11 protein-coding genes are annotated in these 15,626 nt (G+C 39.8%); 7 read left to right on the top strand and 4 right to left on the bottom strand.

The window, feature by feature from the left end:
• Positions 1-63 precede the first annotated feature (63 nt).
• The 4 genes from lpxK to FXV77_RS04710 are packed head-to-tail and all read right to left on the bottom strand — an operon-like array spanning position 64 to position 4,050.
• Positions 64-1,095, bottom strand: coding sequence for a tetraacyldisaccharide 4'-kinase (lpxK, locus tag FXV77_RS04695; RefSeq protein WP_148918054.1), 1,032 nt, complete (start codon positions 1,093-1,095; stop codon positions 64-66).
• The gene (locus tag FXV77_RS04700) at positions 1,095-1,559 is read right to left on the bottom strand and encodes a gliding motility lipoprotein GldH (protein WP_148918055.1); all 465 of its coding nucleotides are present in this window, start codon (positions 1,557-1,559) and stop codon (positions 1,095-1,097) included. Before FXV77_RS04700 ends, lpxK begins: the two co-directional genes overlap by 1 nt.
• A 2-nt stretch (positions 1,560-1,561) precedes the next feature.
• Positions 1,562-2,896 carry a PSP1 domain-containing protein gene (locus FXV77_RS04705; protein WP_187444006.1) on the bottom strand — a complete coding sequence of 445 codons (1,335 nt, stop codon included), beginning with the start codon at positions 2,894-2,896 and terminating at the stop codon, positions 1,562-1,564.
• An 11-nt stretch (positions 2,897-2,907) separates the two neighbouring features.
• The gene (locus FXV77_RS04710; protein ID WP_148918057.1) at positions 2,908-4,050 is read right to left on the bottom strand and encodes a DNA polymerase III subunit; all 1,143 of its coding nucleotides are present in this window, start codon (positions 4,048-4,050) and stop codon (positions 2,908-2,910) included.
• 123 nt (positions 4,051-4,173) lie between these two features.
• Here FXV77_RS04710 and dnaN point away from each other — a divergent pair, with 123 nt between their 5' ends.
• From dnaN to FXV77_RS04745, 7 genes are all read left to right on the top strand, one after another.
• Complete coding sequence (gene dnaN, locus FXV77_RS04715) at positions 4,174-5,295, top strand: DNA polymerase III subunit beta (protein ID WP_148918058.1); 1,122 nt, start codon at positions 4,174-4,176, stop codon at positions 5,293-5,295.
• Positions 5,296-5,305: 10 nt separating this feature from the next.
• On the top strand, positions 5,306-5,974 hold the full coding sequence (locus tag FXV77_RS04720) for a DedA family protein (protein ID WP_148918059.1): 669 nt from the start codon (positions 5,306-5,308) through the stop codon (positions 5,972-5,974).
• 220 nt (positions 5,975-6,194) lie between these two features.
• Positions 6,195-6,887 carry a FadR/GntR family transcriptional regulator gene (locus FXV77_RS04725; protein ID WP_148918060.1) on the top strand — a complete coding sequence of 231 codons (693 nt, stop codon included), beginning with the start codon at positions 6,195-6,197 and terminating at the stop codon, positions 6,885-6,887.
• 461 nt (positions 6,888-7,348) lie between these two features.
• Positions 7,349-9,304, top strand: coding sequence for a fasciclin domain-containing protein (locus FXV77_RS04730; RefSeq protein ID WP_148918061.1), 1,956 nt, complete (start codon positions 7,349-7,351; stop codon positions 9,302-9,304).
• An 18-nt stretch (positions 9,305-9,322) separates the two neighbouring features.
• On the top strand, positions 9,323-12,577 hold the full coding sequence (locus FXV77_RS04735) for a SusC/RagA family TonB-linked outer membrane protein (protein WP_148918062.1): 3,255 nt from the start codon (positions 9,323-9,325) through the stop codon (positions 12,575-12,577).
• A 7-nt stretch (positions 12,578-12,584) separates the two neighbouring features.
• A complete protein-coding gene (locus tag FXV77_RS04740; protein ID WP_246162274.1) occupies positions 12,585-14,120 on the top strand; it encodes a RagB/SusD family nutrient uptake outer membrane protein in 1,536 nt (511 codons plus the stop codon).
• 26 nt (positions 14,121-14,146) lie between these two features.
• Positions 14,147-15,622: a fasciclin domain-containing protein gene (locus FXV77_RS04745; protein WP_223816279.1), complete on the top strand. Its 1,476-nt coding sequence runs from the start codon at positions 14,147-14,149 to the stop codon at positions 15,620-15,622.
• The last annotated feature ends 4 nt before the right edge of the window (positions 15,623-15,626 follow it).

Here is a 15,626-nt window from a genome sequence, read left to right on the forward strand (position 1 = left end):
CGATCACTGTTCAAACAATTAGAAAGTATTATTGAAAGGTGGTGATAATGAATAAAAATGCTATTAACAAGAGAACGCCCGCTTTACGATAGCGTTGAATGTATTCGATTGGTTAAATAAAAATTCTTGCTCTATAGGAAGAAAATAGACGGGGTGTTGTGCGATGAACGAGGATGGCAATCGCTGCATATCTTTTTCTGTCGTGATAATAACTTTTTGAGGAGTGTCGATATATTGAAAGGCCCGGCTTATTTTATCAAGGTCATTCGGCGAAAAAGCATGATGATCACGGTAAGATAAATGGAGGATCTTTTTTAACCGTGGTTTTAGATGGGATAGCAGTGGTTGCGGTTTTGCAATACCCGTTACGACCACCGCAACGGTATCATGAAGTTGTGTGTCTTCGAGTATTAAACCGTTTGCCGTTTGTAGCTTCTGATAGGCTATTTTTGTATAAAATATGGGCACTAGGGTATATTCACGCAGTCTCGATTCTATGGAAAACTTCACTTGTGCGGGAATTTTTTCCGGACATTTGGTAATTACAATTACGTTAGCACGTTTACATCCATGTAGCAGTTCTCTGAAATTTCCTGTAGGTAATGGAATAATGAGGTGCTGTAATGATTCGTAATCAAGCAGCAGTATAGAAAAACTTGGACGGAGCTTACGATGTTGATAGGCATCATCAAGCAGTACGGCATCAATTTGATTTTGAATTTGTTTAATGCCATGCACGCGGTCCTCACAAACAGCCACGATAGCATCTGGAAATTTACGTTTTATTTGGAGCGGCTCATCTCCTACGAGTTTAGCCGAATCATGTACATTTACATATCGGAAACCTTTGGTTTCTCGTCCGTATCCCCGACTAAGAACAGCGACATTCAAGAGGGGCTTAATTAGTCGAAGCACGTATTCTGTCATCGGGCTTTTTCCGGTGCCGCCCACTGACAGGTTTCCGATAATCACGACGGGGAAATGAAAAGAAGTACTGTTATAAAGTTGGTTGTCATAAGCCCAGTTCCGAAGTAAGATTACCGCCGCATATAAAATGGAAAACGGAAAAAGCAACCAACGAATAAGCCTAACCATTACTTTATAACAATTTTTAAACCAACATCCGTAATATTCAGTATCGGATTATCCTGCATATTTTGTTCTATCTCAAAGGTATAAATGCCCGTATCGGGGAAAGTATAGTTTTCTTTTAGAAGAAGTTTGTTTTCATATAAGTTACCCGCGCTTTTTCCAGTCCAGCGCCCATCGGGAGTTGCCAGTTTAAGTTCATGTCTGTAGGATGTATCCTTTAACTGTGGTCCGGTTTCATAGGAAAGAAAAAACAAGTTTGCAAAATCGTATTCGCCGGTATGTCTTATATAGACCCATATATCGTATAGCGCGCTATTTTCATTTATATGCACCTGGAACGATTGCTTTTCATGATGATGCCATCGTCTGTTTGCGGTCGATTTATAAACGTCATAAAAAGGTTGGTTGGCGCAAGCCAGCATGAAAAATAACAGACTAAACCCGACAACCCATTTACGTAGACTCATATCTAACTATCGCCTTTATTGTTATTTGGTGTTTTATTCCTGTTTTTATTTTTATTCCGATGGAGCCGTTTTTTGGGTTTGTTTCCGTTGGCATTTTCTTCGTCAGGAGTTACGACCTTTTTTTCTTTCGTTTCTACTTTCTTCAACTCTGCGATTTTGTTTCCGCCCGTGTTTGTCTCTTTTTTGTTTCTCGGCTTCTTCTTTCTTCGTTTCTTATTCTTCTCGTCTAAGCGTGTTAAAGAGTCTTGTCCCACCACATTTTCGTAATCGTAGGAAACGGGTTTTTCTATTTGTTCTATAGGTTCTTGATGGACCTTCAGATCTTGTGATTTGCGCCCCTCTTTATTCATTTCTGCATATTCACGCACCATATTGACGTCCAACGGAATCCAGCTTTCAGCCCCGGGATAGGAATACCACATGATTTTTTTGAAGATATCGGTTTTCTGTAAAAAAGCGGTTCCAGCTTCGGTATCCAAACGGTCGACATGGTTAGGAATATCCTTTAATGCATCCATATAGCTGTCAAGCTCGTAGTTAAGGCAGCATTTTAATTTGCCGCATTGCCCGGCTAGCTTAAGGGTATTCAAGGAGAGGTTTTGGTACCTTGCTGCTGCTGTAGAGACGGTTTTAAAATCTGTTAGCCAGGTGGAACAGCACAACTCTCGTCCACATGAACCTATACCGCCCAAGCGACTGGCCTCCTGACGCATCCCAATCTGGCGCATTTCGATACGGATACGAAATGCTTCTGCCATACGTTTAATCAATTCCCGAAAATCCACTCGTCCCTCTGCTGTGTAGTAGAAGGTTGCTTTGGTTTTGTCTCCCTGATAGTCGACATCAGAAATCTTCATAGACAAGCCGAGGTCAAGGGCAAGCTTTCTTGCCCGGTGCATGGTTTCCCATTCCAGCTCCTTTGCTGCGTTATATTTCTGTACGTCCGCTTCTGTGGGCTTCCGGTATATTTTTTTTTCGACCGTTTCTGGCTTTACGTTGTTTTTCTTCAACTGTAAGCGAACTAATTCGCCGGTTAGCGATACATGTCCAATATCATAGCCTCCCGTGGAAGGTTCAACGACGACCATTTCACCCATTTCAAGGTAAAGGTTGTCCGCATTGATGTAGAAATCCTTTCGCGATCCTTTGAATCGCACTTCTACAATATTGAATGGTTTATAATTTGCTGGCAAATCCATGTCGGAAAGCCAGTCGTATACATCTAATTTATTACATCCGCTGGTCATGCAAGAGCCGTTATTTTGGCAACCTGCAGGTGTTTTTCCGGTAGAACCACTACCACACCCACCTCCGGATGAGCAACTGCCACATCCCATATTCTTTCCTTTTATATATATTGAGTCCCTTGTGGGAACGTTTGATATTTAAATATTAAAACTAATTGCAAAGATAAATCTAAAAATAAAATTTTAGGATTAGCATTACGTTCTACTTTATAATGTGTTTTCTCTAGTAAATTAATAGCGACTTCCAATTGCTCACCTTTAAAATTATCACTGAACTTCTGGACAAAATCTAGCTCTTGCCCCTGTAAAAGCACCAATTGTGAAAGTCCCGCTTGTGTTAATAGAATCTGACGGAACACATTAATGGTGTAAAGTAAAAAATTTTTTTGGTTTTCTCGTCCTAGCCTCGGAAAATCCTCCTCACAGAAACGGATAATATTCAATCCCGAATCGGTTACGATGAATCTTAGCCATTGGATGAGCAAATTAAAATAAGGATTCGTATCCTCCTCTATGAGGTCTACCGCTGTTTGCACGTTTCCATCGGCTATAAAGGCAATTTCGTTTGCTTGCTGTTCTGGGATTGCTTTTTCTTCTATTAGATATTGTTTAATATCACCATGTGAAAATTTCGGTATTTTCACTAGCTGTGTACGCGAGATGATCGTATTCAGTATCCGGTCTTGATTTTCCGATACGAGAAGAAATAGTGTTTTTTCTGGCGGTTCCTCAATCAATTTCAATAGCGCATTTCCCTGTGTATTGAGGTATTCCGGAAGCCACATGACCAATACCTTATATTCAGCTTCGAATGCTTTAAAACTGAGTTTTTTGATGATGTCGTGTGCTTCTGCAATATTGATGTTTGCCTGCTTGTTGCCGGCTTCTAGTTGGTGGCGCCAATAATCCAGCCCCATATAGGGATTGTCAAGGAAAGCGGTGCGCCATTCTTCCAAATAAGTCGTAGCGACGTCTTTTTCACCACTGGCAAAGAAGGGATAGGAAAAATGCAAATCCGGGTGAATCAGTTTTTGATATTTCCGACAGGAACTACAGGCACCGCAGCTATCATTTTCAGACTTTTGTTCGCAATTGATGTATTGTGCATAAGCGATGGCCAAAGCTAAACTTCCCGACCCTTCTGGACCGAGAAATAACTGCGCATGGCTCACCCGATTGTCTTTTACGGTTTGAACCAAATGTGCTTTGAGGGTGTGATGACCTATAATATCCTTAAACTGCATGTCTTTGTAACCATACAAAGGTACTAATTAATTAATTTGCGATAAGAATTAACACGCATTCAGTCTATAAAATATAGATTCTTTTGTGTAATATTGCATATAAAAATCTATAAAAATCAGGAAATGAGATTTATTGTATCCACGTCAATTTTATTAAAACAACTACAATCAATTAGCGGAGCTTCGAGTAGTAGTACGGTGCTACCTATTCTTGAAAACTTTTTGTTTGAAATTAAAGATAACTTGTTGACTATTTCGGCTACGGATTTGCAGACGAGTATGGTTACGTCTTTGCAGATAGAAGCAAAGGAAGAAGGACGAGTGGCCATGCCCTCTAAAATCTTGATAGAAACATTAAAAACGCTTCCTGATCAACCCGTAGCATTTTCTGTGGATACCAATACGTTGGCTATCGAGATTAGTGCCGGCGACGGGAAATATAAGTTGAGCGGAGAAAATGCAGACGATTTTCCAAAAATTCCGGTCGTTGATAACGTCTCTACCGTGGCACTAAATGCATCTATTCTTTCAGAAGCCATTACCAAAACGCTTTTTGCCGTGAGCAATGATGAATTGCGCCCGGCAATGTCCGGTGTGCTGGTACAATTGGGGGAACAAAACATCACCTTTGTGTCTACAGATGCACATAAATTGGTTCGTTATCGCCGTACAGATGTAAGCTCAGAAAAACCGACGGCCTTTATTTTACCTAAAAAAGCGTTAACCCTATTAAAATCTTCGCTTCCATCAGATGATACGATCGTTTCTATAGAATACAATAACACGAACGCATTCTTCCAATTTGGGAACATTCATTTGATATGTCGTCTTATTGATGAACGCTACCCAGACTACGAGGCCGTAATTCCTCAAGTTAATCCAAACAAGCTAACGGTAGACCGGTTGTTGTTTTTGAACACGTTGCGTCGCGTGGTTATCTTCGCTAATAAAACGACGCATCAGGTGAGGCTAAAGATTTCCGGAAGCGAACTACATATATCGGCAGAAGACTTAGACTTTTCGAATGAAGCACACGAACGCTTAAATTGCCAATTTGAAGGTGAGGATATGGAAATCGGATTTAATGCTAAGTTCCTAGTGGAAATGTTAAGCAATTTAAATTCAAGTGAAGTCGTTATTGAAATGAGTACGCCAAACAGAGCCGGATTATTGATTCCTGCTATAAAAGAAGACAATGAAGATATTTTGATGTTGGTGATGCCTGTAATGTTGAATAATATCTAAACTCGTCATTTTGGAAGTAGTATATTCTTTAATAGATTTTGTGCTTCATATCGATAAGCACCTTGTGGAGATTGTGAATGATTATCAGACTTGGACTTACCTTATCCTATTCTTGATTATTTTTATAGAAACAGGCATTGTCGTCATGCCTTTTTTACCGGGAGACTCCCTTTTGTTTGCTGCCGGTATGTTGGCCGCACAGCCCAATGAATTGAATGTATGGATTCTGATAGCCCTTCTCTTGGTTGCCGCTATTGCAGGAGATTCAATGAATTATTCTATCGGGAGGCGCTTTGGTATGCAGATAACGAAGTTTAAGTTGTTTGGAAAACGCGTAGTAAAAGACGAACAGATCGAAAAAACGCATTCTTTTTATGAAAAATATGGCAGCAAAACAATTGTTATTGCTCGTTTTGTGCCCATTGTACGAACCTTAGCGCCATTTGTGGGGGGAATCGGGAGAATGCATTATGGCACATTTTTAACGTATAATGTCGTTGGGGGCTTTTTATGGGTCGTAGGTATCACGTTGGCTGGGTATTTTTTAGGTAATATTCCTATAATTCGGGACAACTTTTCGAAAGTAGTGTTACTCATTATTTTCCTTTCTGTTCTACCGATTATTTTTGAGGTAGTCAAAGAAAAGATAAGCAGCAAAAAACTAAAAAAGGAAGCATAAGGCTTCCTTTTTTCACTGAAAATAGTTCCAAAAAGCTTTAGCCAGACGAAGACCCTTCTCTCCTTCGCAAGGATCAAGATTAAATCATTGCAGAAACTTTGTGCCGAAAAACCCAGCTTTATTAATGAGACGATTGATTATCTGGGAGAGAATTGATGAATTTCATATATTGTAGTACATATTAACAAAAAATAGCCTATTTTTGGAGAATTATTAAGTTATGGCTGTAGACGATTTAACTAAAGACCTCGCTCCAATTGCGTCAAATACGATGGCAGATATTGTTGAGGTCAGATTAAGAGAATACCTAAAAAAGAAATCCTTCGTTCCTGGCGACGCCTTACCAAAGGAAATAGAACTTGCTGAAGCTTTGGGTGTAAGTAGAAATGTATTGCGGGAAGCGCTGAGCAGATTGCGTATGCTGGGCATGATAGAAACCAAGAAAAAACGGGGAATGGTGTTGGCTAGACCAGATATACTAGGAACTTTCGAACGGGTATTGGATCCCCTTATTATAGATAAAGAAACACTTCAGGATATTTTTGAGCTTCGACTGGTATTGGAAACGGGTCTTGCTGATTTGATCTATATTAGAAAAACCGATAAAGATATTATTGAATTAGAAAATATAGCGAAGAAAGAAATTAACCACGATAATTCTTTCAGAATTAAAAATGAAATTGCATTTCATGGCAAGCTTTATGAAATGTCGGGAAATGATACGTTAAAAAGGTTTCAGATTATGTTGCTACCCATTTTCGATTATGTGGTTACGCTTGAAAAGAAGCCGACGATAGGAAAAATAAACCATATGGATCTCGTTCAGATTTTAAAAACGGGAACGATCGAAGAGTTTAAAAGCGGGATGCAAGCTCATTTACAACCGCATTTCGATAGACTTAAGAAAGTCTGATTGATTTACGATCTATTAATTACTAAAAGCTTGCAATTTGCAGGCTTTTTTGTTTAGCTAAGCGTACAAAAAACAACTCTGAAAATATCTGGATATATAAAAGATACTTCCCTCTTTTTATATTGTGTTATATAACCACTAGAAACCAATCAATTTTAAATCCAAACACGAAGATTTCAGATGGTGGTAAATAGCTATTTATTAACGCTATAGGCATTGTTTTTAAATTTTATTTCAGGGTCCGAAAGAGGATGAAAAACCCGTCTGAATGATAGCTGGAAAAATAAAAAGAAAAAATTATGAAACATTTGGATTTATAAATATTAACTTATACATTTGACATGTAGTACATAACTACTTAACTAAGATTAAACCTTTTCGTTATAAACTATGAACGCAAAAATTATTAATAAGCCGATAATCTTCGGAACATATTACTGTCCATTATTAATAAGCCAGCCATGAAACAAATAGATAAATATTTCATACTGTCATACGTCTTTCTGACCATACTTGGAGTATCCTGTTCAAAGAAGTTTGATGAACATTATAATCCCATAGCAAGGGTCGATAAAAACATTGTTGAGACGCTAGGTGAAGATCCGGAATTGTTAGACTTTGTCAAAATTATTGATAAAATAGGGCTTAGAAAAGCATTAGGAGAGGCTGCAATATATACGTGTTTGGCACCAACTAATGAACACGTTCAGGTTTTTGTTGAAGCAAATGGTTTTCGAACAATAGATGAAGTTCCGGAATCACTGCTTCGGCAATATGTAAATGCTCATTTTATAAACGGAATGTATTATAAGTATGATATCGAGAAGCGGTATAGTAATGCCGCGGAGGGGAGCCTGGCCGCAACCAAAGCAACGTATTATACCACGCGGGCAGAAGGTGTTCTGGTGAACCCTAAATCAGTCCGGATTTTCACGCAGCCGTTTTTTAATGTGCAGGCAGATGACTATAAAGCTATCTATAATATTGATGGCGGTGGATTTACAATAGAATCAGCTAAAGTGCACGAAATCAAATATGATATCAGTGCGGCAAATGGCGTAATTCATGTACTTACATCACCATTGCCAGAGTTGCCGATAACCGATGCCGCAGCTGCCCTGGATGGAGAAATATCGACATTTAGTAAATGGCTGGAAGGGCATGTTAGTTATATTCTAGGCCCGAGAGATCAATTCGGATGGGTGGATACAACCTTGATTAGAGCCTATTCGAGTGTCCGGAATGTTGCTGACGAATCAGTACTTTCGACCGTATTTGCTCCCACAGACGAAGCGATGCTTGCATATTTTACACCTTATTCACAGCATTTTGGTGGCACGCCTGGCACGCTTGATTCAGTTCCTGAATTTGTAAGAACACAAGTGATTAGAACTGCTCTTCTCGCAGAGCCATGGTTTAAAAGTGATGTTGTAAGAGATAATCCGAAGATCAGAGTGGGAGGTTTCCCTCAGGAAGTGAGTAAAATTGCTCCAACAATAGTAGGTTCTGTTTTATCGAGCAATAGTGTTATTTATAAAGTGAATAAAGTAGTTGAGTCCCCCATATTACACAGTGTCGAGGGTGGAGTCTATATGAGGGAGAAGTTTTACAATCAGTGGGTACAGATGTTTAGAAGCACTAATCTGGAAGATGGGCTGACAGATGGGCTATATTATCAGCATGCTGATAAAACCATCCTTGTCCAACCAGATGAATTTTGGACAGGACCTGCTGCGGAAGATTTGGCTGCTGCCGACCGTGAAATAAGACGAACGGAATGTAGAACCGGAATTTTTAATATTGATGTCAGAAAGGATGGAGGATTTAGAAAACGATATTATCCAACAGAATTTGGCTGGATATTGTTTGACAATAACAAGTTTTTCGATTATACCGGAAACTCAGTTTCGTTGTTGTCAGCCAACCCCGTGTGGGAAAAAGGCAATGGAGCTATTTTTGAAATTGATGGTTTTTTAAATCCCATGGATCCGGCGGATTTAACCCGGACTGTTTTTGCTTTAATTGCTGCAGATCCGGAATATGCTCAGTTTAAAAACGCAATTATCAAGGCGGGGCTTGAGTCGGAATTAAATTTAACCGGCTTCTTTACCTATACTATTTTTGCGCCAACCAATACAGCAATGCAAGCTGCAGGAATTAATGTAGCCACCTCGACACCCGAGCAAATGCGCGCTTTTGTTGGTAATTATGTAATTCCTAACCGATACGTGTTTACAGACGGCGTAACACAAGGTGGGCTTATTCCTAACAAGAATGGCGGGATGGTATCTTTTTCCGGTGCCTGGGAAAGTTTTAGTATGACCTATTCGCAAAAAGCAATAAAACCTACGCCACTTACAGCTGCTAATGTACAAGGGAGCAATGGCGTTGTCCACAAAGTTAACGAGACTTTTTAACGCAGAAATAATTAAGAAATGAACAAAATACTACGAAATATTTGCATTCTTACTGGGTTATTTTACCATTTAAGTCAAGATGTTTTTGCACAAACAGATGTAATAACAGGTATCGTTTATAACGAAATCAAGGATGTTGTGTTTCCGGAAGCAACAGTAATGCTGGTAAATCGGAATGATCTAGTATTAAATGCGGTAAGAACCGATGCATCGGGTAAGTTTCAGATTAAAAAACATGCGGATGCCGCAAAAATAAAATTCACTTTTATCGGATATAATCCGCAGGAATTTACAATAAGCAGCCGGAATCGCTTCGAAGTGGTTCTGCTACCCTCAAGTAGCGAATTAGAGGAGGTCGTTATTATGGCTAGGGAAAATGAAGGGGCCGACATGGGCATGCTATCGATAAATAAAAGGGAGCTCAGCAGTGCTGTTGCAAGTATAGATCTAACTGATTTGCGCAATGCTCCTGTAACGAATATAGAACAACTCATTCAGGGTAATGCCGCTGGTTTGCAAATTACGGCTGCAAGTGGTGATCCCGGAGCCGCGGGTACGGTGCGTATTCGGGGAGTTTCGAGTATTTCCGGTATAAATGATCCGCTATGGATTGTTGATGGAAGAGAAGTGATTGGTAATGACTTCAATGTTTCGAGTATAGCAGATTTTGGTTTTAGTCCGATTGGCGATATCGACCCCTCTGATATAGAACATATTGACATATTAAAGGATGCCTCTGCTACAGCTTTATACGGTTCAAGGGGATCAAACGGAGTAATTGTCATTAAAACGAAGCGAGGTAAGCAGGGCAAACCGATTTTTAGTTTATCATCAAAATTTACGACCACGCAGGTGCCAAATACAATTCCGATGATGTCCGGAGACGAACAGCGTCTTTTTTCTCTTGAAAGTTACAGGTCGGGTGTTGATGACGGAAGTTTTCTGCGGGAGCTGCGCGGTGATCTTACCAGGGATGATGCATGGAAATATAATAATAATACCGATTGGATGGACGTGATTACCAGGACCGGTTATAATCAGCAATACAACGCCAATTTAAGTGGCGGGGGGGAGCGTGTAAGATACTATTGGGGACTGGGCTATACCAATCAATACGGAACGACAAAAGGGACAGGATACGACAGGTTCAATAACGTTTTTAATATTGATTATAGAGTTTCTAATAAGTTAAAGATTACGGCAGATCTATCATATACAAATTCATTAACCGATAAAAGAGGGCAGAGGCACCCGATAAATGAAAGCGGCGTAATAGAGGCAGGAAATAGTACCAATATAAATTCTGAAATTTCACCGATCACTTATGCACGGGAGATGGCTGCATTTTTTCCCGTTTATTCGCGAAATGGATTAGATTATTTTGTCGAGAGAGCCGCTTCCGCCTCTTACACATCCCGTTATAACCCGTTAGCGATAATTGATTACTCTACTAATCTTACAAAAGCAAATCGATTTCAAGCTTCTACCGCAATAGACTATAATATTATTAAGAACCTTGATTTTCGTTCACAGATAGCCGTGGATTTCCGCGAATCTTCTGACGAATATTTCCTGCCCGGATATGCAACAGCTGCATTACCAGGAGAAGTTTTGTATAATGCTGGCTTGCATGGTGAGGGAGGGCAGCTGTTACTGAACAATACAAACAGATTATCATGGGCCGCTCTTAATAAAACCAATCACCGATTGTTGATGACCGGTATTTTTAAAGTGAGAGCTGAAACATTTAATTCAACCTTATTGAGTTATAATAACGGATCATCGCCTCATTTGCGATCTTCGGATGCTTCGGCTTTAATTGCTTCGGCTGAAGGTAAATTCGGGGATGAAAGAGAGGTAGGATTTATATTACACGGGCATTATGGATGGCGCGATAGGGTTTTCATAACGACTTCCGCAAACCTTGAGGCCAATTCCAGACAGGGAAAGGATAACCCCTATATTATTTATCCTACATTGGGATTGGCATGGGATATGGCTAAAGAGGAGTTCCTTGCTTTACCAAAATGGATCGATCATTTAAAGCCCCGTTTTTCTTTCGGGGTGTCGGGTAACCTTCCAAGAAGACTCGTTAATTTGACAGATGTTGCCTATTCTACCGGAACAGGTTATTTAGGCGATCCCTATACCTATCCGTCTAAAATGGCCTACGATAAGATTAAACCGGAAACCAGTACGGAATTTAACTATGGTTTGGATTTCCACCTGTTTAAGAACAGAATTGAAGCATCGGTTGATTATTATAATAAGACTACGGATGATTTGCTATTAGAAGAGACACTCTCTTCGACGCTGGGATTTACCAAACAATGGATTAATTTTGGTTCCGTTCGCAATTCCGGACTAGAGTTCGGTATAACCGGGGTAATTAAAGAGCGAACTGCAACCGGTATTAGCTGGCGCACGCAATTCAATATCGCCACCAACCGGAATAGAATCCTGAGCCTTCCCGACAACCTTGATGCAGCTTCATGGCAAAGCACAAGAGATGGTTTTGTATCAAAGCTACAAGCCGGTGATGTGATCGGGGCATTTTACGGCCATCGTGCGCGGGGAGTTTACGCGAGAGACGATGATGCTATTTTAAGGGACAACAACGGAGAAATCATTTTTCAAGCAGATGGGGTTACACCTAAACAGATGCGTTTCGGATCCAATTCAGGTCACCAGTTTAGAGGTGGAGATATGATATATGATGATATTAACGGGGATGGTATTATTAATGAGTTGGATAAGGTTCAAATAGGAAACAGCAGCCCTCTATTTTTCGGAGGCTGGAACAATACCTTTGATTATCGAAATCTGCAGTTATTAGTGCAATTTGAATACAAGTATGGTCATGATGTAATAAACCTGAGTCGCAAAAACGTAGAGAAGATGCATGATTCGAGAAATCAAGCGCAGTCCGTTACAGCCCGCTGGAGAACACAGGGTGATATAAGTGATATGCCCCGCGCGGAGAGGTTAGCGGAATGGAATCAGGCAGCATCTACCAGATGGGTAGAAGACGCTTCTTACCTGCGTTTAAAATCCGTCTCAGTATCTTATAATTTTGATCGGAGATCGGTGATGAGGCTGGGTCTTAAGAATGCAAGTGTATTCTTAACAACCTACAATCTCTATACATGGACTAAATACCTTGGTGTTGACCCAGAAGTTCCCATTAATGGAAACATTACCATGCCAGGGGTAGATAATAATACCACAGCACCTCCGAGACAATTTACAATCGGATTGAGAGCAACACTTTAATTTTAACATGAAGACAATGAAAATATCGAATAAGATTAAATGCGGGTTGTTAGGGTTGATTCTTTTTATATCTGCCTGCGATAAGTTTTTAGAGGTAGGACAGCCTGACAACTTGGTTAAAGATGAATTTTGGCAGAACAGGGATCAGGTTCAATCCTCATTAAATGGATTATATACGTCATTTAACAACTGTGTTAATTTGTTCCAGGCCTGGGGGGATATCCGGTCCAGTTTATACGCGCCGGGTAGTCAGGCCACTTCGACTCATACGCAATTCATATCGCATGATATATATACTGAAAACTCATTGCTGAATTGGGGAAATATATACAGATCAATAGGATGGATAAATGCATTTATTAAAAATGCCCCTACTGCGCTCCAACATGACCCTACTTTTAAAAAAGAAGAATTAGACAATATGCTGGGTGAAGCACATGCATTACGTGCGCTATACTATTTCTATCTGGTACGTGCTTTTAAGGAGGTTCCGATTATAAAAGAGCCGTATGAATCGGATACGCAAAACCTGAGTGTTGCAGCTTCATCTGAAAATGAGGTTCTTGATTTCATTGAAGAAGATTTGAGCTTTGCCTTAGATGCAGCCCCCCAAACATTTACAAATAATTTTCACCGATTTGGCCGTGTAACAAAGAATGCTGTATTGGCCATGATGGCGGATGTTAAACTTTGGCGAAATGAGTATGATGCATGTATTGATCTTTGCGAGATGCTCGATGCGTCCTACGCAGATAAATTGGTAGAGCCGTCTGCCTGGTATACTATTTTCAGTCCTGGAAACTCTCCTGAGTCTATTTTTGAATTTCAATATATGGAGAACGGACCATCATCCCCATTATACGGTTGGTTTGCCTATCACGATAATACCAGGGATATTTATCTTGCCAATAGAACTAATATACTAATAAATGCAGGGGAACTTCTTTATTCCGCCGCCATACCTGAACATTTTTCCGCTGATACGATCCGGTTAAAAAACTATAGTGCATTTACGCTTACCGAAGCTTCTAACGGGTATAGACCGGCATATGAAGTTTACAAATTTCTTGGACAGGCGCCTTATCAGCGGTCATACAGGAATCAAAGTGATCGTGTTGCGCATTATATCTTCTATCGTTATCGCGAAATCATGTTTATGAAAGCAGAAGCATACGCCATGAATAATGAATATGAAAAAGCAGAAGCTATCATAAATATAATCCGTAAACACTGCGACCTGCCTGACCTTACTCCGGGAGAAGCCGGACAGGGAATTGAATTCTTTTCCTGGCTTTTGATGGAGAGAGAATTTGAGTTAGGGTTTGAAGGCAAAGAGTGGTTTGCAGCTGTGCGTATATCCCGGAGGCCCGGATATGAGAATATCCTTATTGAAAAAGCAGCCACAAATCATGCTATGGGGCGAAGCTATCAGGTAATTCGTGCCAGACTATTGGATACTGAAAGCTGGTTCCTACCTTATCACCGAACAGAAGTGGAGAGGAACCAATTGCTTCAACAAAAAGATTTTTATAAAAATAAATAATTATAGACTGTATTAAACGCACGAAGATGAAACAGTACTTATATTACTTTTTAAGCGAAAAAATAATAGGCGGTTGTTTGATGCCGCTCGCTTTTATCATATTATTTGTAGCCACTGGTTGCGAAAAGAGATTCTCAGACGCGAGGTATGATGATACGGATGAACTCCAGATAATGGATTTTGTCGACCAAGAGGCAGAACTCACTACCTTCAAAGAATTAATTGATTATGTAAACCGGAGGGGCCTCTTAAAAACCGCAGGAGCCTATACACTTTTTGCGCCGACCAATCAGGCTTTTGACAAATTGTTTGCCAGATTGTCGGCAGAGGGTGACCAGGTGACTTCTATCAAAGATAAATCTCCTGAATTCTGGTTAAATTATTTTTCATATCATTTATTAGACAGAAAAATAAACACGAATGTTTTTATACCGGGCCCGCTCCCTGCTCCCACAGTTTTAAATAATAAATATTTAATTGCCGATATCAGGGATTCATATAGTTCTGTCAAGTTGAACAATTTTGTAACCATTACACAGTCAAATATTGAAATGACTAATGGGTATATAAATATAACGGATGAGGTGCTTTCACCACCTGTAGAAAGTATTTATGACGTGCTGCAAAAAACGGGAAAGTATACGATCATGCTGGGCATCTTTGAAGAGACCGGATTAATCAAGTATTTAAAAGATAGTACCATTACATTAATTATTGAGCGTGATGAGGTCTTATTGAATAATAATTTTGATAAAAGCGCCATTCCAGACTTAGATGACTGGGCCGGTTATCATATTATTCCAGATTCGGGATATTTCTTAAATCAATTAACAAATGATGGACGGTTCTATCCCGCATATAAAAAAGAATCGCTGAGCTTCCGGGTGGATGATATGGATAACTATTTCATGAATGAAACATTCCAATTTAACCAATCACTAGAGTACGGTATTGATCGGGTCTGTTCCAATGGAATCTATCATTCAATAGATACTGTTGTGGAAATTGTGGAGGCACTGCCATCATTTATCCGATATAACCTATATCCGCCCGGAAGTCCGTACGGTGCGCAGAATGTATTTACTGAATCGCCGGCGAGAATAGTGATGAATGACGGAACACAAAGCTATCATCAAAATAAGGAAGGAAGGATCGTTGCATTTGATGCACAACAGGTAGGGGATCATTTCTACCTCACCATTCCTGAAGTACCGGCAGGAAAGTATAACATCAGATTAGTACATCGTAACGGAACACGCGGTAAGTTTATTACTATTTACGATGAAAAAATAATTAAAGCGGATATTGATTTGGCGGTGAAAGATGGCGACTGGGAAGTATGGAATTATTATATCGTTAACAATTGTGGAGAAATTGACGTTCAAAACCGGTCTGATGTGACAATAACGTTCGCATTTACAGGTTTTGCCACCGGCAAGCTAGGTAATTATTGTTGCGATATATTAATGGATGCAATTGAATTAATACCAGTAGTAAACTAAAAGG

The organism is Sphingobacterium phlebotomi, assembly GCF_008180195.1.
GTDB lineage: Bacteria > Bacteroidota > Bacteroidia > Sphingobacteriales > Sphingobacteriaceae > Sphingobacterium > Sphingobacterium phlebotomi.